The sequence below is a fragment of the uncultured Brachyspira sp. genome, assembly GCF_910588665.1.
GTDB lineage: Bacteria > Spirochaetota > Brachyspiria > Brachyspirales > Brachyspiraceae > Brachyspira.
The window spans coordinates 160-22,581 of the sequence record NZ_CAJUPR010000013.1; the positions used below are offsets into that span (position 1 = coordinate 160).

General features: G+C 29.2%; 18 protein-coding genes. 10 read left to right on the forward strand and 8 right to left on the reverse strand.

The genetic code is table 11. The annotated features are described in order from the left end of the window. Positions 1-239 precede the first annotated feature (239 nt). Positions 240-1,160, forward strand: coding sequence for a hypothetical protein (locus QZ306_RS10675; protein WP_295163299.1), 921 nt, complete (start codon positions 240-242; stop codon positions 1,158-1,160). Positions 1,161-1,164: 4 nt separating this feature from the next. Here QZ306_RS10675 and QZ306_RS10680 read toward each other — a convergent pair whose 3' ends face one another. Next, positions 1,165-1,785, reverse strand: coding sequence for an HAD family phosphatase (locus QZ306_RS10680; RefSeq protein WP_295163300.1), 621 nt, complete (start codon positions 1,783-1,785; stop codon positions 1,165-1,167). Positions 1,786-1,878: 93 nt separating this feature from the next. Here QZ306_RS10680 and QZ306_RS10685 point away from each other — a divergent pair, with 93 nt between their 5' ends. Further along, on the forward strand, positions 1,879-3,465 hold the full coding sequence (locus tag QZ306_RS10685) for an AAA family ATPase (RefSeq protein WP_295163302.1): 1,587 nt from the start codon (positions 1,879-1,881) through the stop codon (positions 3,463-3,465). Further along, a complete protein-coding gene (locus QZ306_RS10690) occupies positions 3,452-4,858 on the forward strand; it encodes a VWA domain-containing protein (protein ID WP_295163304.1) in 1,407 nt (468 codons plus the stop codon). Before QZ306_RS10685 ends, QZ306_RS10690 begins: the two co-directional genes overlap by 14 nt. Position 4,859: 1 nt before the next feature. Here the strand turns inward: QZ306_RS10690 and murI are convergent, their stop codons facing one another. Beyond that, positions 4,860-5,687 carry a glutamate racemase gene (murI, locus tag QZ306_RS10695; protein WP_295163306.1) on the reverse strand — a complete coding sequence of 276 codons (828 nt, stop codon included), beginning with the start codon at positions 5,685-5,687 and terminating at the stop codon, positions 4,860-4,862. 168 nt (positions 5,688-5,855) lie between these two features. Here murI and QZ306_RS10700 point away from each other — a divergent pair, with 168 nt between their 5' ends. The 7 genes from QZ306_RS10700 to hflX all read left to right on the forward strand — a co-directional run bounded on the left by QZ306_RS10700 (position 5,856) and on the right by hflX (position 13,343). Then, on the forward strand, positions 5,856-6,101 hold the full coding sequence (locus QZ306_RS10700; RefSeq protein ID WP_295163308.1) for an OadG family transporter subunit: 246 nt from the start codon (positions 5,856-5,858) through the stop codon (positions 6,099-6,101). A gap of 36 nt (positions 6,102-6,137) precedes the next feature. After that, positions 6,138-7,943, forward strand: a complete 1,806-nt coding sequence (locus tag QZ306_RS10705; protein ID WP_295163310.1) for a biotin/lipoyl-containing protein — start codon at positions 6,138-6,140, stop codon at positions 7,941-7,943. Between the two features lie 34 nt (positions 7,944-7,977). Next, positions 7,978-9,354 carry a sodium ion-translocating decarboxylase subunit beta gene (locus QZ306_RS10710; protein ID WP_295163312.1) on the forward strand — a complete coding sequence of 459 codons (1,377 nt, stop codon included), beginning with the start codon at positions 7,978-7,980 and terminating at the stop codon, positions 9,352-9,354. A gap of 207 nt (positions 9,355-9,561) precedes the next feature. Beyond that, complete coding sequence (locus tag QZ306_RS10715) at positions 9,562-10,518, forward strand: ABC transporter ATP-binding protein (protein WP_295163314.1); 957 nt, start codon at positions 9,562-9,564, stop codon at positions 10,516-10,518. Positions 10,519-10,634: 116 nt separating this feature from the next. Then, positions 10,635-11,624, forward strand: coding sequence for an ABC transporter ATP-binding protein (locus QZ306_RS10720; protein WP_295163316.1), 990 nt, complete (start codon positions 10,635-10,637; stop codon positions 11,622-11,624). 35 nt (positions 11,625-11,659) lie between these two features. Then, positions 11,660-12,232: a bis(5'-nucleosyl)-tetraphosphatase (symmetrical) YqeK gene (gene yqeK, locus QZ306_RS10725; protein ID WP_295163318.1), complete on the forward strand. Its 573-nt coding sequence runs from the start codon at positions 11,660-11,662 to the stop codon at positions 12,230-12,232. A 7-nt stretch (positions 12,233-12,239) separates the two neighbouring features. Further along, complete coding sequence (hflX, locus tag QZ306_RS10730; protein ID WP_295163320.1) at positions 12,240-13,343, forward strand: GTPase HflX; 1,104 nt, start codon at positions 12,240-12,242, stop codon at positions 13,341-13,343. A 6-nt stretch (positions 13,344-13,349) separates the two neighbouring features. Here the strand turns inward: hflX and QZ306_RS10735 are convergent, their stop codons facing one another. The 6 genes from QZ306_RS10735 to QZ306_RS10760 form a co-directional block, all read right to left on the reverse strand. Beyond that, on the reverse strand, positions 13,350-13,742 hold the full coding sequence (locus tag QZ306_RS10735) for a CAP domain-containing protein (protein ID WP_295163321.1): 393 nt from the start codon (positions 13,740-13,742) through the stop codon (positions 13,350-13,352). A gap of 107 nt (positions 13,743-13,849) precedes the next feature. After that, positions 13,850-15,559 carry a DNA adenine methylase gene (locus QZ306_RS10740; RefSeq protein ID WP_295163322.1) on the reverse strand — a complete coding sequence of 570 codons (1,710 nt, stop codon included), beginning with the start codon at positions 15,557-15,559 and terminating at the stop codon, positions 13,850-13,852. A 320-nt stretch (positions 15,560-15,879) separates the two neighbouring features. Then, complete coding sequence (gene thrB, locus QZ306_RS10745; protein WP_295163323.1) at positions 15,880-16,842, reverse strand: homoserine kinase; 963 nt, start codon at positions 16,840-16,842, stop codon at positions 15,880-15,882. 2 nt (positions 16,843-16,844) lie between these two features. After that, positions 16,845-17,897, reverse strand: coding sequence for a threonine synthase (gene thrC, locus QZ306_RS10750; protein WP_295163324.1), 1,053 nt, complete (start codon positions 17,895-17,897; stop codon positions 16,845-16,847). Positions 17,898-18,137: 240 nt separating this feature from the next. Then, the gene (locus QZ306_RS10755; RefSeq protein ID WP_295163325.1) at positions 18,138-21,575 is read right to left on the reverse strand and encodes a DNA translocase FtsK; all 3,438 of its coding nucleotides are present in this window, start codon (positions 21,573-21,575) and stop codon (positions 18,138-18,140) included. Between the two features lie 24 nt (positions 21,576-21,599). Beyond that, positions 21,600-22,409: an undecaprenyl-diphosphate phosphatase gene (locus QZ306_RS10760; RefSeq protein WP_295163327.1), complete on the reverse strand. Its 810-nt coding sequence runs from the start codon at positions 22,407-22,409 to the stop codon at positions 21,600-21,602. Positions 22,410-22,422: the final 13 nt, after the last annotated feature.

Sequence of the window (22,422 nt, forward strand, 5' to 3'; positions counted from 1 at the left end):
CAATAATATTATACTATAAAATATATTCTCTTTCCTATAAGAATCAATTGCTATTGCAAAACTTTTTTTATAATAAATATATATTAGTTTTTAAAAAAAATTATTTGATCATTAAAAATAAAATTATATATTTTAATATACGCTTTAAATATGCATGCATAATAACTCTTTTCTGCATATATATAATCTGATAAATATTTTTCATCAATTATATATCTCATAAATTAAAGGAGTTTTTTATGTACTTGGCGCCTGTAGGCTTAGTGGTTTATAATAGAATAGAACATACAAAAAGAGTAATTGAAGCATTAAAGAAAAATACTTTAGCCTCTGATACGGACTTATATATATTTTCAGATGCTCCAAGCAGAAAAGAAGATGAAAAAGCCGTTTTTGAAATCAGGGAATATATTAAAACGCTGAATGACGGATTTAAAAATGTTTATATATATGAATCTCAAAAAAACTTAGGCATAAAATATTCCACAATTAAAGCCGTAAATACAATATTTGAAAAGCATGAGTATTTTATCGGTTTGGAAGATGATATTGAAACTAATAAATATTTTCTTGAGTTTATGAATAATGCCTTAAATTATTATAAAGATGATGAAGATGTTATTTCAGTAACAGCATTTTCTCATAAGCATGCCACTGAAAAACATAAATATGATGTTATATTTACTTATGCTTTTCATAGCTGGGGCTGGGGTACTTGGAGAAGTAAATGGCAATGCATAAATTGGGATACATGCGATATTTCTTGGTATAATAAAAGCATTAAGCATAAAATATTAGGCTCTGTTTTTTCTTGGTTTCATTTACTGGCTGTAAAAAAATCGGTGAAGCATAATTATAAAAATAATTTATGGGATGTTTATTTTTCATTTATTATGTATAAAAGAAAAAAATTATGCGTTTGGCCTTCAAAAAAATCTTTTACAAATAATATAGGTTTCGACGGTACAGGATATCATAAGTTTAATTTTCATCATGGTTATTTTGAAATGAATTTAGATAATGATAATATGCATATAGAGTTTTCATCAGATAAAAAAATGAATTTTTTTGAATATTTAATTATATCTATAAAGATAGGAATATTCAGCTGGACTAAAGGATTTATAAGTATGTTTTTCAATAATTTTTTAAAAAAATAATAAACTATAATACAGACCATTTTTCAATCTTTATAACCCAAGCATTTGTTTTATTAGCAGCTTCAAGTCCTACTCTGCTGTCTTCAAATATAATGCTTTCTTTCTCGGACACCTTAAAATGCTCCATACATTTAAAGAATATTTCAGGGTCAGGTTTTTTATTTTCTATATCATCTCCAGTTAAAATTAAATCAAATAATCCGTTAAGGTTAAACTCTTTTAGTATGCCGTATACTCCGTTAGGAGAGGCGGTTGTTGCCAATGCCGTATATTTCTTATTTTCTTTTTTATCTTTATTTTCAATTAAAGTTTCTAACATAAAAGGATGCATATTAATCATATTAAGATTTCCTAAATATATTTCTTCTTTTTTGTTATGTATTTCTTCTATAAGCTGATTATTTTTACCGTCATCATCTGCAAGCTTATTCTTTAATTTTAAAATACTTCTTATAAATACTTTATAATGAAGCCCGAAACATTTATTATAATAATATTCTTTATCCAATTCTATATTAAATTGCTTTAAAGCATTGTAATATGAATAATAATTTAAGCAGGCGCTGTCTATCATAGTACCGTCCATATCGAATATCAAGAGCTTTATTTTTTCTAATTGAATCATTTTTTATTTCCATTTTGAAATTTAATATTAGTCAATTATATCATAATAAAATAAATAATTCCAATTTATAATAAAAATGCTATAATAAATATTATGAAAGATACTAAATCAAGAATAGAAAAAATTATTAAGCTTCTTTCTGAAGATCTTTATGAAAGAGAGGAAATAGCGGCATTAACTTTGCTTAGCGCTTTGGCAGGAAAGCCCGTGTTTTTATACGGTCCTCCGGGTACGGCTAAAAGTTTTATAGCAAAGAGAGTATCTTCGGCATTTAAAGATTCTAAATATTTCGGATATTTGATGCATAGATTCAGCACGCCTGAGGACATATTCGGACCTATTAGTTTAGAGGAATTAAAAAACGACAGATATGTCAGGAAAACAGAAGGCTATCTGCCAGATTGCGATTTTGCATTTTTAGATGAAATTTGGAAAAGCACTCCTGCAATATTAAATACGCTTCTTACAATAATAAATGAAAGAGTTTTTAAAAACGGTTATGAAGAAATAAAAGTTCCGCTTAAGGCATTGATTTCGGCAAGTAATGAAACTCCGCCAGAAGGACAGGGACTTGAGGCTTTATATGACAGATTTATTATGCGTTTAATGGTAAGCCCTATAAAAAATAAAAATAATTTTGAAAAAATACTTCAGAATACTGAAAGTCATTCATATATAGATATTGATGATGATTTAAAAATTTCATCAGATGAATGGATAAAAATAAGAAAAGAAGCAGGCAATATAAAGCTTTCAAAAACGGTTATTGATATAATTCATAATATAAAGCTTTCCATAGAAAAATTTAATGAAGATAATAAGAATATCGCAATATATGTGTCAGATAGAAGATGGCAGCATATTTCATATTTATTAAAAATGTCAGCATATTTAAGCAGAAAAAACGAGGCGGATATTTATGAAGCTTTTTTAATAGAATATTGCTTATGGAGCAGCGAAGAGCATATTGATGCTGTAAAGAAAATCGTTGAAAGCTCTATTAAAAAATCATGCCGTTTTTATAATGATAATATTAATGAATGGAGAGAAAACTTTCAAAAAATTCAGAAAAATATTGATGAAGAGTTTTATAATTTAGAAAAAAAATATGATACGGAAAATATTGATGATAAGCCGCATATAGCTAAAACTTTATCAGTAAATATAGATAAATACGGCAATAAGGGAGAAACAATAATTTATATACCTATAAAACAATTAGGAAAGAAAGGATATTTTTATCCGTTGGATATAGGGCGAAATCAAACCAGAAAATTCAGATGCAATTTTAACTCTTCTGATAAATGCACTGTTGAAATAAACTCAGCCTTATTTGCCAATGGTTTTTCTGCCGATATGCTTTCAAAAAATTATGAGTTTTTAGATTATGCAGAACCTGAATATTATATGAAGAAAACAAGTATGAAAAAGCAGACTAAAGAGAAAAAAGAAGAATATTTAAATCTTATAAACTCTCTGCTATTAAGTATTGAAAATATTATAAATACTTCAAAAAATAATTTTAATAAAAGTAAATCATATTCAAAGAGCGTTTTTATGCCCGGAGAAAAATTCTGCTTATATGAAGATATATTTAATTCCTATACGGCAGGTCTTGAAAGCGAAAAATTGGATGCCGAAAGATTAAAAAGCGAAATAGAAAATTATGAAGCAATTTAATATAGATTCTTATAACAAAGAGATAAATAAAACAGAAGTTATGGCTAGAGGCTTATTTTACGGCTCTTTTAACAATATTGATGATGACAGATTGAAAAATGAACTTGAAATAAAGATTACAAAATGGAAAAAAGATTTAGATACTTTTGTTCATGAAAATAATCCTTATAATGATAATAAAATAGAATTAGATATTGCATTAAAAAAACTAAAAAATAAATATGCATCCGAAGAGGATATATTAAACGATTTAAATAGCTTTAGTATTTTATCAAGTGATGCAAATACCGATTTTTGGAAAGATAAAATAAATAGCGGTTATAATTTAAATATTATTAAAAATAATATTGTTTCATTATGGGAAAAAAATTATAATATAAAAAATAATGATTGGCTTGTATATACCGTAAAAGAAAGAAGAAAAAAATTTATTAATGATATAGAATCTTGGATAATTTTATTAAAAAAATTAAAATATATGTCAAATATTTTAAGAATAAAAACGGGAGTATTATGGGATTTCAGAGCAGGAGAACTTGAGGAAAAGGATATATCTTTATTAAATAGATGGGTTGATTTTATTAATGAGTATAAAGATATAGAAATTATATGCGATACTATGGGAAAAAGAGCTGATGCTGAAAAATCTTTAACGAATATTGAGTTTAAAAATACATACAAATATACAAATAAGATGATAAGTTCTAAAGAAGAGATTGTCGGAATATATTTTGCAAAAGACATAGAAAATATTATTCCAGAGGAACTTTCTCTTTTATGCAATGAAAACAGTGAGAAGCTATTTAAACTAAAATATATAGAAAACAGACTTATGTGTTTTGATAAAAAAGCTTATGCATTTAATGAAAATGAATTTAACAGAATTAAAGCTGGATATAAAGAAGGCAAAGGAGATATGATTATATGCATAGACACAAGCGGTTCTATGAAAGGCATTAATGAATATATCGCCAAAGCCGTAATGTTTAAAATGGTTATGCAGGCTTTATCGGAAAACAGAAATGTTTATCTTATCAATTTCAGCACAGAAATATATTCATGCAGATTCAGCAGATATAACGGGATTGAAGATTTAATAAAATTTTTAAAGCTTAGCTACTATGGAGGATCCGATATATATAAGGCTCTTTATGAAGCAAATAGGATTATGAATACTTCAAGCTTCAAAAATGCCGATGTGCTGGTATTATCCGATTTTATAATGGAAGATATTCCTAATAATTTAGCTGCTATATGCTTAAGCCAGAGAAACAGGGGAAATAAATTTTTTGCAGTATCAATAGGAAAATTTCCATTCGGATATTCATATAGAAAAGTATTTAATAAGCATTGGATATTTGATATTGATAAAGGCATAAAAGAAATTTATTAATTTATAATTTTATTTGATTAAAATCATATATTTCGTCTTTGGACATAAATATATTTATGATTTTTTTTTCTCTTTCTATATTTTCAGTTGTGTATATATTTATTTTTTTTTGATTTCGCATATTAAGAATATTGTTTTTTTCTAAATATTTTTTTACGGATAAGGCTGTATAATAGGAAGGATCTATTATATTTTTTATTGAATTACTAATATCGGTTTTCAGTAAATTTTGTATATCGTTAATTATATGAGGATAATGAGTGCATGCCAGTATTAAAGTATCCGATTCTTTATCTATATTTTTTAAATAATTTTTCAGCACATCGAATCTGTTTTTATGACTATCCCAATTATTTTCTATCATAGGGCATAATTCTTTGCATATTACCTGAGTAACTTCAGCATTCCTGCTTTGTTGTGTTATTTTATCTTTGTATATATTTGAATGTATTGTAAACTCTGTGCCCATTATTGATATATTATTGTTTTTTGTATTATTCAAAGCTTCTCTTATGCCATTTGATATAACCTCTATTATAGGAATTTCATATTTCTGCTTTAAAATGTCATAAGCGCAGGCAGATATGGTATTGCATGCTATTATTAAAATTTTGCATTTTTTGCTTATTAGAAATTCCGTCATTTTCAATGTAAGATTTATTATTTCATCTTTTGATTTGTCTCCGTAGGGAATGTTGATATTATCTCCGATATATATATAATTTTCATTAGGCAGTATTTTTAATAATTGTTTTAAAACTGTTAATCCTCCAAAACCTGAATCAAAAATTGCTATCGGCATATCTGATATAGATGAATTAATATTCATATATTACCTTAATTTAAGCTGACTAAATCGGTATTATTATATAAAGTATTTATATAAAGTCAATAATATTGTGAAATAAACATTGTATTTTGTAATAAAATTACTTGTATATAAGTAAAAAATAGTGTATAATTTAATAATTGAAATTTATATAAATAGGAGTTTTTAATGAACAGCAGTATCATAGAAGCGCTACAAATAATGATCATAGGAATAGTCATTGTTGTATTGTTTTTAATCATATTAGTATATGTTATGAAGCTAGTTGCAGCTATAGTTGCTCAGGTAGATAAATTAATGCCTCCTCCTAAAACGGAAGCTGCTCCTTTACCTTCGGCAGTTCAAGCATCGGGTAATGATAAAATGACGGCTATTGCTATTGCTTTGGCGCATATTCATATCGCTAAAAAATAAAAAAGTTATATAATAGTAAAATAAGGAGAAATGATAATGGCTAAAAAAGAAATAAAATTTATGCTAACGGCATTCAGAGACGGTTTTCAATCCGTTTACGGCGCTAGAGTATTATCTAAAGATTTTATGCCTGCTGTAGAGGCATTTGTAAAAGCAGGCGTTACATATTTTGAATCGGGCGGAGGAGCTACTTTTCAAAGCGCATTTTTCTATAATAATGAAAATGCTTTTGATGTAATGGACACTTTCAGAAAAACTGTCGGTAATGATGTTAATTTACAAACTTTAGCCAGAGGGGTTAATGTTGTAGGTTTGGAATCTCAGCCTAGAGAAATGATAAAAATGCATGCTCAGTTATTTAAAAAGCATGGCATAACTACAATAAGAAATTTTGACGCTTTAAATGATGTAAATAATCTTATTTTCAGCGGAAAATGCATTAAGGAAGCAGGACTTAAGCATCAGGTATGCGTCAGTATGATGGCCTTGCCCCCTGGATGCGAAGGCGCTCATGATGCCGATTTTTATATTAAAGTATTAAAGCAGATTAAGGATAATGTTGATTTTGATTCCGTATGCTTTAAAGATGCTTCAGGCACTACCACTCCTCAAGTTGTTTATGATACAGTTAAAGAAGCTAGAAAACTTTTAGGTTCCGATATGCATATACAAGTTCATAGTCATGAAACTGCAGGCATAGGCGCTGTTCAATACAGAGCCGCTTTAGATGCAGGATGCGATTGCATTGACCTTTCAGCCGCTCCTGTATCAGGAGGTACCTGTCAAACCGATTTAATTGTTATGTGGCATGCCTTGAGAGGCACAGATTATACTCTTAATATAGATATAGATAAAATAAGAGAGGCTGAGGAAGTATTTAAAGACTGCATGAAAGATTATTTCCTTCCTCCTGAAAGCAGAACCGTAGAGCCTATGATTCCTTTTGCTCCTATGCCGGGCGGTGCTTTGACTGCAAATACTCAGATGATGAGAGACATTAATGTTATGAATAGATTCCCTGAAGTTATAAAAGCTATGACTGAGGTTGTTAAAAAAGGAGGATTCGGTACTTCCGTAACTCCAGTATCGCAGTTCTATTTTCAGCAGGCTTTTAATAATGTAATGCAGGGAAATTGGAAAAAAATAGCCGATGGTTACGGCAAAATGGTATTAGGTTATTTCGGCAAAACTCCTTCAGCTCCAGATCCTGAAATAGTAAAAATAGCAGGCGAACAATTAGGCTTGCAGCCTACAACAGAACTTGCTATGGATATAGATGATAAAAATCCTAAAAAAGGAAGAAAAGCCGCTGAACAGGCATTAAAAGATGCAGGCATAACAGATCTTTCCGATGAAAATGTATTTATAGCAGCCGCTTGTAAAGAAAAAGGCATACAATTTCTTAAAGGAGAAGCTAAACTCGGCATTAGAAAAAATGCAGGAGCTTCTTCTTCAGACGGTATTAAAGCTGCAGGTAATGAGGTTACAGTTACTGTTGGGGGGTCAAGCTACGGTATAAAAATAGAAAACGGAAAAGCTCTAGTTGATGGCGTAAGCTATGATTATACAATTAAAGACGGTATTGCTGCAGGCTCCGTTCAGTCATCAGCTCCTGCTTCAGGAGGTTCTGCTACACCTGTTACTGCAGGTTTGCCGGGTACGGTTCTTAAAATACTTGCCCCAGCAGGAACACAAGTTCAGGACGGTACTACTATATTGGTAGTGGAGGCTATGAAAATGGAAGTAGAAATAAAATCAACTATTAACGGCACGGTAAAAGAAGTTAAAGTTAAACCGGGCGATGCTGTAGTTGCAGGTCAGGAATTAGCTATTGTCGGCTAATAATTTATACCTGTCTTTAAGGAGATAAAAAATAATGAAAAAAATATTTTTAGTATTTGCACTTATCTTTATGACAGCATCTGTGGTGCTGCCTCAGGAAAGTACTGATAAACCTCTTAATATAAAAGATTCGCTTATTTCTTTAGTGAGAAATACAGCTTTTGGAGGACTATTTCCCAGAAGCGAGCAGGAAATAGCCGAAACTAAGATGAAAGCTGAAAACAGCAGGCAGGAAAAATATCAAACTAAATTAAACGATATTAAAGTAAAATCTGTACCTCTATGGCAGAATGCAGTAATGATTTGTGTGGGGCTTCTTTTAGTTTATCTTGCAATTGCTAAAGGATTTGAACCTCTTCTTCTTATTCCTATAGGTATGGGCGGAATACTTGCCAATATCCCTATTGCTAATATTGCCTCTTTGCCTATAGTGGAAATTATTAATGGAATACCTATAACTTTAAATAGCGGAGGCTTTTTAGGTCAGATTTATACTTTTGGTATTGAATCAGGATTATTTCCGTTATTTATATTTATAGGTGTAGGAGCTATGACAGATTTCGGCCCGCTTATTGCAAACCCTAAAACTGCATTATTAGGCGCTGCAGCTCAAATAGGAATATTCGGTACTTTGCTAGGTGCTATGATTATATCCGCTTATGTGCCTGTTATTTCCTTCTCTCTAAAAGATGCCGCTTCAATAGGTATAATAGGAGGAGCCGACGGTCCTACAGCCATATTTACATCTTCAAGACTTTCTCCGCATCTATTGGGAGCTATAGCTGTTGCCGCTTATTCATATATGGCTTTAGTTCCTATTATTCAGCCACCTATTATGAAAATGCTTACTACCGAAAATGAAAGAAAAATTGAAATGAAGCAGCTTCGTCCTGTAAGCAAAAGAGAAAAAATTATTTTCCCTCTTGCAGTTATAATTTTGGTTGCTCTGCTTTTGCCTGATGCAGCGCCTCTTATTGGGGCTTTAATGTTCGGAAACCTTATAAAAGAATCTGGAGTTACTGATAGGCTTTCAAAAACGGCTCAGAATGAATTAATAAATATAGTAACAATTATGCTCGGATTATCTGTAGGAAGTAAATTGGCTGCCGATAAATTCCTACGCTTTGAAACGCTTGGTATATTGGTATTAGGCTTAATAGCGTTTTCTATGGGTACTGCAGGAGGAGTTTTTCTTGCTAAATTTATGAATGTATTCAGCAAAGAAAAAATCAATCCGCTTATAGGAGCAGCAGGAGTGTCCGCTGTACCTATGGCTGCAAGAGTTGCTAATAAAGTGGGTCAGGAATCTAATCCTCATAATTTCCTGCTTATGCATGCTATGGGTCCTAATGTTTCAGGCGTAATAGGTTCTGCAGTTGCCGCAGGAGTGCTTTTGGCTATACTTGGTTAATATAATTAATTTAATATTATAAGGGAGTAAATCTTATTTAGATTTACTCCTTTATTATTTGCTAAATAAAAAAAGTGTAAAATATAAAGCAGTCAATATATACCGCATTTTTCCAGTAAATAAAAACAAAAAATATAATTGTAAAATATTAATATTGTATTATAATTAACATAATATTTTTTTATTTTGAATTAAAATGGAAATAAAATGCAGGATATATTAAAAGTAGAAAATTTAAAAATGTATTATCATACTTCAAACGGTATAGTCAAATCAATTAATGATATTAGTTTTGAAATAAAAAAAGGAGAAACTTTAGGAATTGTCGGAGAATCGGGATGCGGAAAAACTAGTCTTGCTGCATCTATTTTAAGAATGCCTCCTGTACCCGGAAAATATGAAGGCGGGAGAATTATTATTGACAATGAAAATATCATTGATATGAAAGAAGAATATATCAGAAAAAATATAAGATGGTCAAAAATTTCTATGGTTTTTCAGGGGGCTATGAATTCCCTTACTCCTGTATACACTATAGGCAGTCAGATGCTTGAAACTTTAAATAGGCATATTGATATGGATAAATCTCAGGCATATAAACTTATAAAAGAATACCTAGAATATGTAGGTCTTCATTCAAGCACCGCTGAAAGATATCCTCATGAACTTTCAGGAGGCATGAAGCAGAGAGCCGTTATAGCATCAGCATTATTTTTAAAACCTAAACTAATTATACTTGATGAGCCTACTACAGCATTAGATGTTATAGTTCAGGCTCAGATAATAAATTTGCTTAAAAAATTAAAAAAAGATTTCGACTTATCATTTATATTTATAACTCATGATCTGGCATTGGAGGCTGAAATTTCAGACAGAGTATGCGTAATGTATGCAGGAAAAATAGCGGAACTTGCATTTAATGAGGATATATATAAAAATGCAAAACATCCGTATACAAAAAGACTGTTAGCAGCTACCCCAAGACTAAATAAATCATTAAGCAAATTAGAGTTTATAGAAGGCGCTCCTCCTGATTTATTAAATCCTCCGAATGGCTGTATGTTTTATGAAAGATGCAAAGAAAAAATAGATAAATGCAGATATGAAGAACCTATACTAAAAGATACAGGAAATAATCATTTATGCGCTTGTCATTTAATTTAATAATATTATTCAACTTTAATTAAAAAATAAAATTATATAAAATAATATTAAAATACTTGATTTCTGTATTATAATATATTACTATTATTTAAGAATTAAACTATTAAGAGATATAAATGAATCCTGATATAATATTAAAACTTGAAAATGTAAAAAAATACTTTACTGCGCATACCAATATTATTGAAAGTTTTATAAAAAAATCAAAAGTAATAAAAGCCGTTGATGATATCAGCTTCAATGTAAATAGAGGAAAAATATTCGCAATTATAGGAGAATCAGGAAGCGGAAAAACCACTGTAGGAAAACTTATAATGAAATTAATAACTCCTACCTCAGGAAATATTATATTTGAAAATGAAAACATTAATAATTTCAACAAAGAAGAAGCATCAAGATATAGAAGAAATGTTCAGATGATATTTCAGGATCCCTATGCTTCTATGAATCCAAGATTTAAAATAAAAGATGTATTAAAAGAGCCTCTTTATATTCATAATATTGAAGGCGATGAAAAAAAATATAATGAAATGGTTATTAAAGCTTTAAGCGATGTAAAGATAAATCCGCCTGAAGAGTTTATGGAAAGATATCCGCATATGCTTTCTGGAGGTCAGCGTCAGAGAATAGCAGCGGCAAGAGCTTTGATACTAAATCCTAAATTGATAGTTGCAGATGAACCTGTTTCTATGATAGACTTATCCACCAGAGCGGAAATTTTATATATGATGAAAGAACTTCAGATAAAAAAGAATTTAAGTTATATATATATTACTCATGATCTATCAACTGCAGGATATTTTGCAGACACAATAGCCGTAATGTATTTAGGAAATATTGTAGAGATAGGCAATTCTGATGAAATAATAAATAATCCTAAACACCCTTATACTAAAGCATTAATTGCCGCAGTGCCTGACGCCTCTTCAGGAAGAGTGAATATAATAAAAGAACTTCCCATCAAAGGAGAAATACCAAATGATGTACCATCAGGATGCAGATTTCATACAAGATGCATATATGCCAAAAGTGAATGCAGAAATACCATTCCTAAATCAAAAAATATTAATGATAATCATTTCGTATCATGCTTATTTGCAGGTTGATAAAATATATTTAATATAATAGGAGATTACAGATAATGGAAAAGCTTAGTAATAAAGAATTAGAAATTATAGAATATATAAAAAAATTTCTGCCTTTTAGAGAAAAACATATATTATCTGCGAGAGAGCTTTCTGTAGAAATATCCAAAAAATACGGCATAGACATATATAAAGCCTCAATTGCAGCTTTATGCCATGATTTGGGAAAAAGATACAAAGACGATGAAATGAAAAAAATAATAATAGAAAATGATAATACAGAATATCCAAGCTATATAACGGGAGCTTTGATACATGCAAGAGTAAGTTCCATAATAGCTGAAAAAGAATTAAACATAACTGACAAAGAAATTTTAAATGCTGTGGAAAGCCATACTGTCGGACATGGAAATATGAGTATGCTTGATAAAATAATATACGCCGCCGATTATCTTGAGCCTACCCGTAATCTTGAAGCAGCCGATAAAATCAGAGAAAAAATTTTTATAGATTTTGATAATGCATTTCTTGAAATTGTATTGGAATCGGTTATTTTTGTTATGAGCAAAAGGCAGTATTTATCTGATAAAACTATAGAACTTTATAATTCACTGATAATTAGGCAGTAAATTTTTTATGCATAGTAAAAATAATATATTAAAAAAAGCATATATAATACTCATACAGCATAAAAACAATAAAATAAATGCAGATAATATTTTAAATGAACTATATATGCTATGCAATACGGCAGGATACGAAGCTGCAGGCAGATACTCATTTATACAGCAGAAAATATATTCAGATGCTTATATAGGAAAAGGTAAATTGGAAAGTCTGAAAGAGAAAGCTTACATTGAGGATGTAAAATATTTTATATTTGATAATGAACTTAGCGGCTCTCAGGTAAATAAAATAGAAGAAGGTTCAAATATAACGGCACTTACAAGAACGGAAATAATATTAGAAATATTTGCCATACGGGCTAAAACTATGACTGCAAAGATGCAGGTAGAATTAGCTTTTTTAGAATTTGAATATCCGAGATTAAAAGGAAAAAGAACAAATTTAAGTCAAATAAAAGGAGGCATCGGATTAAGAGGAGGTGCAGGTGAAAAACAATTGGAATATGACAGAAGAAGGGCAAGAGAAAGAATACATAAATTAAAAAATCAATTAAAAAAAGCAGAAAAATCCGCTGTTACTGGAAGAAAAGGAAGAGAAAATACATTTAGGATTGCAATAGTAGGATACACCAATGCAGGGAAAAGCACATTATTTAATTTGCTTTGCAAAGAAAGCGTATATGTTGAAGATAAATTATTTGCCACTTTAGATACTCATACTAGAAAATTATATATAAGCGATGATGCCCCTATGGAAGTTATAATAAGCGATACAGTAGGTTTTATAGACAGACTTCCGCATACTTTAGTGGCATCTTTTAAATCCACATTGTCTGAGGTTGCAGAGGCTGATTTGCTTTTGCATTTATCCGATGCAGGCGACAAAAATATAGATGAAAAACTTATTCATGTTGAAAGTATTATTAAGGAAATAAATGCATCTCATATAAAAAGTATTCTTGTATTTAATAAATCCGACAGCATAGATGAAATACAGAAAAATAAAATACTAACTTCTTATGATGATGCCCTATTTATAAGTACCAAAAACAATATTAATATAGAAACTTTGAGAAAGAAAATACTTGATATTATATTAGAATTAAAAAAATAATCTGTTTTATCTTACTAACTGTGCAAATATTACAGCCCAATAATCTTCTCCGTTGCTGTAATAATGAGCTATACCTACATGCGTAAATTTATCGCTTAGAATATTAAGTTTATACTGATTTGAATTCATCCAATAACTTACAACAGTCTGAGGATTTTTAAATCTGTAAGCTATATTTTCATCAGACGAATAAACAATCACTCTGTTCTCATAAATTAATTCATCATATTTAGTATTATTCGGTCTGATATGCGAAAAATTAACGGATAGTTCTTTAGCTCTTATATCGGCAATTTCATTTAAAGTATCATTAATTTCCAACGGATATAAATTTTTCTTTTCTCTTATATCATTAAATATTTCTAATGTATCGGCTATATCGCTATTTTGAGTATACAAAAAACTAAATCCGAAAATCATTATAAAGGCAATTTTTATAAAAATATTAATCATATATAATCACTTCATTATTTTTTATATATTTAAAAATATATAATGTTTTTTTATTATTTTTCAAGTCTAATTAATAATTTATTTTTGCTTGTTTCAGAAATATTTGAATGCTTTATATTATAAATAATTCTCTGTTTTATTTTATAAATAATACTTATTTCATTATTACAGTAAGATATAATATCTAAAATACTGCTGGTAATATCAATCAAATATTCGCTGGATTTTTTAGTGCATAATCTGCTGTAAACCTTAAGTACATATTCTCCGAAATATTTAATAAGCCTCACATTATTAGAAAGAATGGCGCTGTTAAAATGATAAAAATATATTTTAAGAGCCTCAACGCTGTTTTCTTTTACATATTTATCCAAAAACATAGAAAACATTTTTATATAATCTAAATTCTTATTTTTAAGACTATTGCATATCTCATCTTTATTTATTATATGAGTTGAATACTGCAAATTTAATATTATTATATTTTCTTTATCATAATCAAATGTAATATTATCTTTAGAACAATCTAATGGATTATCAAGCTTTAATCTTATATCCTCTATATACTTTAAATTCTTATTAACAGAACTTAATTTTTTCTTTTCCGTATCAATTACAAATAAATACTCTATATTTTTAGTTCTATTAACTATAGATCTTTTGGCTCCCCTATACTTAGTGTACTCAGAGCTTACAATACTTAAATGTCCCCTATTTTCTAATATAGATATTAAATCGTCATATTCTATTATACCGTCAGTAGAATAGCTCATAACCACATGCTTTGAATCTATATTGTCCAGCAGACTTATCAAAGTGTCTTTTGCTGTTTTTTTATAGCAATATAAAGATCTTGTCTTTATCCAATCTTTTCTAATACCGCCTTTATTTATTTTTTTACCGTTTAAATAAATATTTTTATTAATATCGGGTTTATCCCATAAAGCTATTGTATTTAACAGATGATAATTGCTTCCGTATTGATGCTGATTATAAGGAGGATCTAAATATACTAAATCAAAATGATTATTCTTATTTTTTACAACAAATTGATTAGCATCTTCCATACTTACATGGCAATTCCTGCCAGAATATAAAGGTATCTGCTTTAATGATATACGAGCCAATATTCTATGCAAAGCATCTTTATTTCTTCCTCCAAAACCTGCATGAAAAGCTTTGAATACTCCTGAAGTATTTGTATGAGTAGCGGCTTCATATATAAGAGAAGCTATTAAATAATAATATTCTTTTTTATCCAAAACATTATTTTTATAAAGTCTCTCTATATTATATCTTATAATATCAATTTTCTTGGCATTGTAATGAGTGTAAAATAATCTTTCATTTTCCAAATCAGGATTATTATCATCTAAAGGAGCATAATATTTGGATATATATCTCTCTTCATCGTCTATATGTTCAATATTATTAATCATATTTATGGTATTAATAAGCCCGCCTGTATGAACAAACATATTATCTAAATCTTCAATATTTATGGATAAATGAGCGTAGTTTAAAATATAAGAATAATATTCCCAATCATTAGAATAAACTTCCAAATTTAAAGTTTTTAAAAGTCTGGATACACTTCCGCTGCCTGCAAATAAATCCAATGCATTTTTTATTTTATTATTTTCTAATATTCTCAAAATTGTACTTTCTATAAATGGAAGAAGTCTTCTTTTATTGCCAATATATGCTATCAAATTTTCTTTTAAGTATTTATCTTTTATACTGTCTTTAGTATTAATTATCATAATCTTATTATCATAATATAGTTTACATAACTATATTAACATAATACAAATAAAATATCAATATAATAATAAATATTTATTTTATGTAAAGTATTTAATATTTTTGCATAATTAAATTATAATATTTAAGTTTTAATGAGAGAAATAAATTTAAATAGGTTATATTTATATTCAATGATAAAAATAATTAAAAAATAAGAATAGCTTAGTCCTTAAATTTTTACTGCTGTATATGGCGGTGTTATTCTTACTCATACTTAAATTTTAATTAACAATTAATAATAAAAAACATACAGATAATATTTCAGTATGTTTTTTATCTATTTTATTATTATACCTTTCATCGGTATATTTAAAACTTTTATTTCAGATTCTATTTTCTTTTTAGAAAAACTATTTTTCATAGCATAAGATACTTCTTTAATTATTTTTTCATCATTTCTGACTAAAGCAAGTATTGAAGAGCCAGCTCCACTTATAGTAACAGAATATGCGCCGCACTTTTTTGCCTTTTTAAATAATTCTTTTAATCCTGGTATAAACTTTGCTCTGTAATCTTGATGAAGTTTATCATCGGTTGCAACTTCAAGCAAATCAAATCTATTTGAATAAAATGCAGATGTGAGAAGAGCAGCTCTGGAAATATTAAACACTGCATCTTTAAAATCTATCTCTTTTGGCAATGCATCTCTTGCAGTTTCAGTGCTTAAATAAAAATCAGGAACGGCTACTACAGCTTTTAAGCTTTTAGGAGGATTTATTTTTACATATTTAAAATCTTCATTTTTACGGACAACTCCTGATATTATACCGCCCAATATTGCAGGAGACACATTATCCGAATGACCTTCTAATTGTACAGCCATATTTAATATATCATATTCAGCCGAAAGCTTATTTCCTAATATATAATTAGCGCTGAGAAGTCCGCCTATTATAGCCGCAGAACTGCTTCCAAGACCTCTTGAAAGCGGTATTCTGTTTATGCATTTTATGATATATCCTCTATTTGGTTTTTCCTTTAGTCTTTTATATACTAATTTCATAGCAGAAAGTATCATATTATCATCTTTAGATATTTCTTTTTCGCCCTCACCTATTATTTCAAATTCTATTTTTTTTGAATTTTCATTAGAGTAAATATGTATTTCATTATACAAATCCAAAGCAATCCCGATACTATCAAATCCGGAACCGATATTTGCAGATGTTGCTGGTATTTTAAAAGTTGCAAGTTTATTATTTTTTAATATTTTAGATTTGCTGTCCCAAAGTCTCTTCATTATTATATTCCTATAGCCTTTCTTATATCTTCCGCATTATTATCAACTTTTATAGGCTTTTCGGATATTTTTACCGCATTATCAGCATCCTTAAGTCCGTTCCCAGTCAGTACGGAAACTACTAAAGAGCCTTTTTTTATTTTTCCTGCTTTGCATGATTTTATAATACCTGCAATAGAAGCGGCAGATGCAGGTTCTGCAAATATTCCTTCTTCCGAAGCAAGCATTTTATAAGCTTCTAATATCTCATCATCAGTAACGGAATTTATAAAGCCTTTTGACTGCTTTGCTGCATTAACTGCAAGTTTCCAGCTTGCAGGATTTCCTATTTTTATAGCGGTGGCTAATGTTTGAGGATTCTCTATAACCTTATTCTGCACTATAGCAGCAGAGCCTTCAGCCTCAAAACCTATCATCTTTGGAAGATTGTATATTTTACCATTTTCCTTATACTCTTTAAATCCAAGCCAATAGGCGGATATATTTCCTGCATTTCCGACAGGTACGGATAAATAGTCAGGCGCCTTGCCCAATACATCGCAAATCTCAAATGAAGATGTTTTCTGTCCCTGAAGTCTGTAAGGATTTATAGAATTTACCAATGTTATAGGAGATTTATTTGTAATATCCACAGCCGCTTTCAAAGCATCGTCAAAGTTTCCTTTAATAGCTATAACCTTAGCTCCGTACATTAAAGCCTGAGCTAATTTTCCTAAAGCAATATTTCCGTCAGGTATGACTACCACACAGCTTATACCGCTTTTAGATGCATAAGCTGCGGCAGATGCAGAAGTATTTCCTGTAGAAGCACACATTATAACTTTAGAACCCTCTTCAATAGCCTTAGAAACGGCCATAACCATTCCTCTGTCTTTAAATGAACCTGTGGGATTAAGCCCGTCATATTTTAAATATAATTCCAAGCCTAAATCCCTGCCTATTCTTTCGGCTTTTATCAGCGGAGTATTTCCTTCATGCAAAGTTATTAATGGAGTTTTATTTGTAACAGGAAGATATTTTTTGTATTCTTTTAAAAGTCCTCTCCATGCTTTCATAATATTGTCCTTTCTTATTTGTTGATTATTTTATTATCATTAATAGTATAGAATATAATATAAATTATATTTTTTCAAGTTTTTAATTAAAGTCAAAATATAAAATATTATATAATCACTGATTAATATAGATTTATTATGCAGTATTAATCTTATATTATTTATTATTATCTGATATTATAAATAAAAATCGGGAGAATTAATTTTTAACTTTACCCCATTTTATAAGCATATATATCTTTATTCGTCTAAAGTTATTAAAACCTCTCTGGGTTTGCTTCCGTTTTCAGGTCCTACTATGCCCTGACGCTCCATTATCTCAACTATTCTTGCGGCTCTGTTATAACCTATTTTTAAACGGCGCTGTAAAAATGAAGCGCTTGCTTTTCCCGTCCTTGCAACGAGCTTCACAGCATCTTCCCAAAGCTCTTCGTCAAGTATATCTTCTTCGTCCGTATTTTTATCGTCTGCATCGCTTCCCTCTAAAGCTGCAATCAAACTCTCATCAAACATAGGAGACATTTGTCCTGATAAATAATCAACAACCTTCTTAACTTCATTATCGGATACAAAAGCCCCCTGAACTCTGTCAGGCATCTGACTTCCTGAAGAACAAAATAAAGCATCTCCTTTGCCTAATAATTGTTCGGCTCCAGACATATCAATTATAATTCTTGAATTGGTTTTATTAGGCACTTGGAATGCCACTCTTGTAGGCAAATTAGCTTTTATAACACCTGTAACTACATCTGCTGAAGGTCTTTGAGTAGCTATAATCAAATGTATTCCAACTGCCCTGCTCATCCCTGCCAAACGAGATATCAAATCCTCAACCTCTTTTGATGCAACAACCATTAAGTTATGAAGCTCATCTATAACAAGAACTATATACGGAAATAACTCTAAGGGCTCTCCGTTAAATTCTGTTTCTCCTTCTTTTAATAATTGCCTAACCTTCTCATTATATGTTTTTACATTTCTTACAAAAAATCTCTCCATTCTCTCATATCTTTTTTCCATTATATCCACAATATATCTTAATACTATAGTGGCTTTTTTCTCATCGGAAACAACAGGCGACATTAAATGAGGTATACCGTTATATATGGAAAGCTCTACTCTCTTTTTATCCACAAATATAAACTTTAATTCATCTGGTCTGAACTTATATAAAAGCGAAAGTATTATTGTAGATAAGCATACGCTTTTACCCGAACCCGTAGTGCCTGCAACAAGTAAATGCGGAGCTTCCGACATATCTGATACAACATTATTTCCGTATATTCCTTTTCCAAGCACAAAAGGTATATCCAATTTTGACTGTCTGAAATCGGTACTTTCCAGAACATCTCTCAAAAAAACTGCATTTCTGACTTTATTAGGTATCTCTATTCCTATAACAGAGCGTCCTGGTATAGGAGCTATTATTCTTACACTCTCAGAAGCTAATGCTAATGCTATATTATCCGTAAGGTTTGATATTTTTGAAACTCTTATTCCTGATGCGATTTCAAGTTCATATCTTGTGATAACAGGTCCTCTTGATACTCCAGTAACTTTTGCCTCTATATTAAAATCAAGCAATGTATGCTCCAGCTGCATTGCCGTTTGCTTAATTGACTCCATCATAGCGCCATCATTAACGGGTATGGATCTGTTCAGCAAATCAAAAGGCGGATATTTATAATGCTTATCAACATATTTTGTATCAAAATTTGATTGTATTCTATCCGAATCAAAATTATTCATTGATTTTGTACCTATAACAGATTTCATAGGTTTTAATGTATCAACCGTTTTCTGAGATTCTATATTTATAAACCCTGCTTCTTTTTGAGGGTTATCTTTTATATATTCTTCTATATTTTTATTTTCTTCATATTCTTCATCTGCTGTATTATACGAAGCAGTATTTTCAGATGATTTATTATAATCTGTTAAATCATTATCAGACTCCAGAAATTGCCCATCGGTATTTACTTTGCTGCTATAATTATCTGCTGTTTTTAATCTGTTATCCTCCATACTGCCTGCATTATAAAGCTCTTTTTCATCTAAATCAAATTTATCTATTTTACTATCTGCAATATTATTATAATTAGGTATATGATTATATCTGTTATACTCTCTTTTTGCTCCGTAGCCCATAGCAAATTCAAAAGCTTTTCTTTTGCCGTTATCTGATGCTGCTGAATTATTATAAGGTGAAACATATTCAATATTTTTATCTGTACTATGCTCATTATTTAATTTAATTAGTATCTCAGCTTCTTCTTCACTTTTTTTATTTTCTTTACTGTCCGTATTTTCTTCAGTTAGTGCTTGAAGTTCATTAAAACCATATTCTTTATCTGCTGATATTTTTTCTATATAATTATAATCATATAGAAAATCATCTGTATTATTTGCTTTTATATATTGCTCTTCAACATTATACTTTGCATAATTATTAACAGAATCATTATAAGCCGCTCTTTTAAACTCGGACTTTTTTAAATAATTAATATTATAATCAAGATTCTCGAATTTATTTAAATCATCTTCAAATTCCTTACTTTTTTTTTTATCTGTAAAATCTATACAAAAATTATATTCCTTTTCAATACTATTTTTATAATAGGTATTATTTCCGCTGCCGAATACGGCTTCCGCCAAAGCTAATCCCAAATCTTCTTCTGTATTTTCCAATGTATTTACATTTATACCATTAAATTTAATATCTCTTAATTCATTTAAAATATTATCAGCTTCTTTATTATCTGAATTTGCATCATTAAAAAATGTACTGGTAAAATTATTTCTATTTAAAAGTTTTTCTCTGTATTTTTTTTCATCAAAATAATAATTTTTATTCTCTATTTTTTCTATAAAAGGCAGAATTTTAAAATCCAAATCTGAAACTTCTTTTGCATAAAATATAGGTATATAATCTTTAGTATAAACTTTTTCATTATTAGAACTATTTATATGAGATTCATTATTTTTTACAGACTTTATATCCAAATCTTTTATTCCGTTTACAACTTTTTCTTCTATATATCTAATTTTTTCAAAATCAACATTTTTTAAAATATCTCTAAAATAATGAACTAAATCCATTATGGAAACTTTGGCAAAAATTATAGCAGTTATTATAAGAGCTGATATTACTATCATAACAGCGCCTGTTTTTCCGAATATTAACACTAAAGAGCCCCCGATAAACTCTCCAAGCATACCGCCTTTATTATAAAAATCCAAACTTCCTAAAAATATATTTAATAATACGCTTAAAAGTATCATTAATACAGATGAAGATACGGAAGACATTAATATTTTATCAGTTGAATTTTTTAATATAATATTAACTCCAGCATATATAAAAAATGCAGGTATAACATAACAGGAAAATCCGAATGCTAAAAATGAATAGCTTGATATATAAGCCCCAAATATACCAAGCAAATTTCTAATTTCATTATTAGAATTCAAATCCTCCATATTCATACTGAAATATGAAAGCAGCAATATTCCCGCAGACAAAAAACATAAAAATCCCGCTATATCAAAAAAAGGATTTCTATTTTCATATTCTTCATAAAAATTATTATTATAATTTTCATCTTCTATATTTTTTTCAAATTTCTTATGCTCTGCTCTCTTTTGTATTGTTAATTTCTTTTTAAATAATCCTAACATAATAAAACTCCAATACCTAAAAAATCATACTTTCATGAAATAAAAGAAAACAGCCATTCCAGCTATAATACAATAAAAACCGAAATAGAAAAGTTTTCCGTTTTTTAAAAATGACATCAAAAACTTTAAAGCAATAAATCCGAATATAAATGCAGTAATAAAACCTACAGCTGCATATTTAATATCAAAATATACAATATCTTTTAATGATAAAAGAAGCGCTCCGAATATTGCAGGCAAAGATATTAAAAATGAAAATCTTCCAGCCAAATCTCTATTAAGTCCTAAAAATAAAGCAATACTTATAGTCATTCCAGATCTTGATATTCCCGGAAATATAGCTGCAGACTGAGCAAGCCCTATAAAAAATGAATCTTTATATGTCATAGTAAATATATCTTTTAAATCATTGCCGTAAATATTTTTATCTAATCTTCTGGTAAGGAGAAGTATGGAGCCTGTTATAATAAGATTAATACCTATTCTGTCTAAATTTAAATTGCTTAAATACTTTTCTAAAAAAAGACCTGTTACGGCAATAGGTATGGAAGCTATTATTACCATAACAGACATTCTGAACCCTTCATTATTAACGCTTGAATTACGGAAATCTTTAAGTCCTAAAAAAAATCCGCTTACAGCTTTTATTATATCTTTATTAAATATAATGCAGGTTGCTAAAAATGTTCCGAAATGAAGAGCAATCTCAAATGATAATATATTTTCCGAATAAAAATTCAGAAAATACTCAGCTATTCTCAAATGCCCCGAACTTGATACAGGTAAAAACTCCGTTACCGCTTGTATAAAACCTAATATTACAACTTTATTCATTAAACTACCCCGA

Excerpts from the sequence above, each read along its gene's own strand:
- QZ306_RS10675 (WP_295163299.1), top strand. The coding sequence starts at position 240 with ATGTACTTGGCGCCTGTAGGCTTAGTGGTTTATAATAGAATAGAACAT.
- QZ306_RS10680 (WP_295163300.1), bottom strand. The coding sequence starts at position 1,785 with ATGATTCAATTAGAAAAAATAAAGCTCTTGATATTCGATATGGACGGT.
- QZ306_RS10685 (WP_295163302.1), top strand. The coding sequence starts at position 1,879 with ATGAAAGATACTAAATCAAGAATAGAAAAAATTATTAAGCTTCTTTCT.
- QZ306_RS10690 (WP_295163304.1), top strand. The coding sequence starts at position 3,452 with ATGAAGCAATTTAATATAGATTCTTATAACAAAGAGATAAATAAAACA.
- murI (WP_295163306.1), bottom strand. The coding sequence starts at position 5,687 with ATGAATATTAATTCATCTATATCAGATATGCCGATAGCAATTTTTGAT.
- QZ306_RS10700 (WP_295163308.1), top strand. The coding sequence starts at position 5,856 with ATGAACAGCAGTATCATAGAAGCGCTACAAATAATGATCATAGGAATA.
- QZ306_RS10705 (WP_295163310.1), top strand. The coding sequence starts at position 6,138 with ATGGCTAAAAAAGAAATAAAATTTATGCTAACGGCATTCAGAGACGGT.
- QZ306_RS10710 (WP_295163312.1), top strand. The coding sequence starts at position 7,978 with ATGAAAAAAATATTTTTAGTATTTGCACTTATCTTTATGACAGCATCT.
- QZ306_RS10715 (WP_295163314.1), top strand. The coding sequence starts at position 9,562 with ATGCAGGATATATTAAAAGTAGAAAATTTAAAAATGTATTATCATACT.
- QZ306_RS10720 (WP_295163316.1), top strand. The coding sequence starts at position 10,635 with ATGAATCCTGATATAATATTAAAACTTGAAAATGTAAAAAAATACTTT.
- yqeK (WP_295163318.1), top strand. The coding sequence starts at position 11,660 with ATGGAAAAGCTTAGTAATAAAGAATTAGAAATTATAGAATATATAAAA.
- hflX (WP_295163320.1), top strand. The coding sequence starts at position 12,240 with ATGCATAGTAAAAATAATATATTAAAAAAAGCATATATAATACTCATA.
- QZ306_RS10740 (WP_295163322.1), bottom strand. The coding sequence starts at position 15,559 with ATGATAATTAATACTAAAGACAGTATAAAAGATAAATACTTAAAAGAA.
- thrB (WP_295163323.1), bottom strand. The coding sequence starts at position 16,842 with ATGAAGAGACTTTGGGACAGCAAATCTAAAATATTAAAAAATAATAAA.
- thrC (WP_295163324.1), bottom strand. The coding sequence starts at position 17,897 with ATGAAAGCATGGAGAGGACTTTTAAAAGAATACAAAAAATATCTTCCT.
- QZ306_RS10755 (WP_295163325.1), bottom strand. The coding sequence starts at position 21,575 with ATGTTAGGATTATTTAAAAAGAAATTAACAATACAAAAGAGAGCAGAG.
- QZ306_RS10760 (WP_295163327.1), bottom strand. The coding sequence starts at position 22,409 with ATGAATAAAGTTGTAATATTAGGTTTTATACAAGCGGTAACGGAGTTT.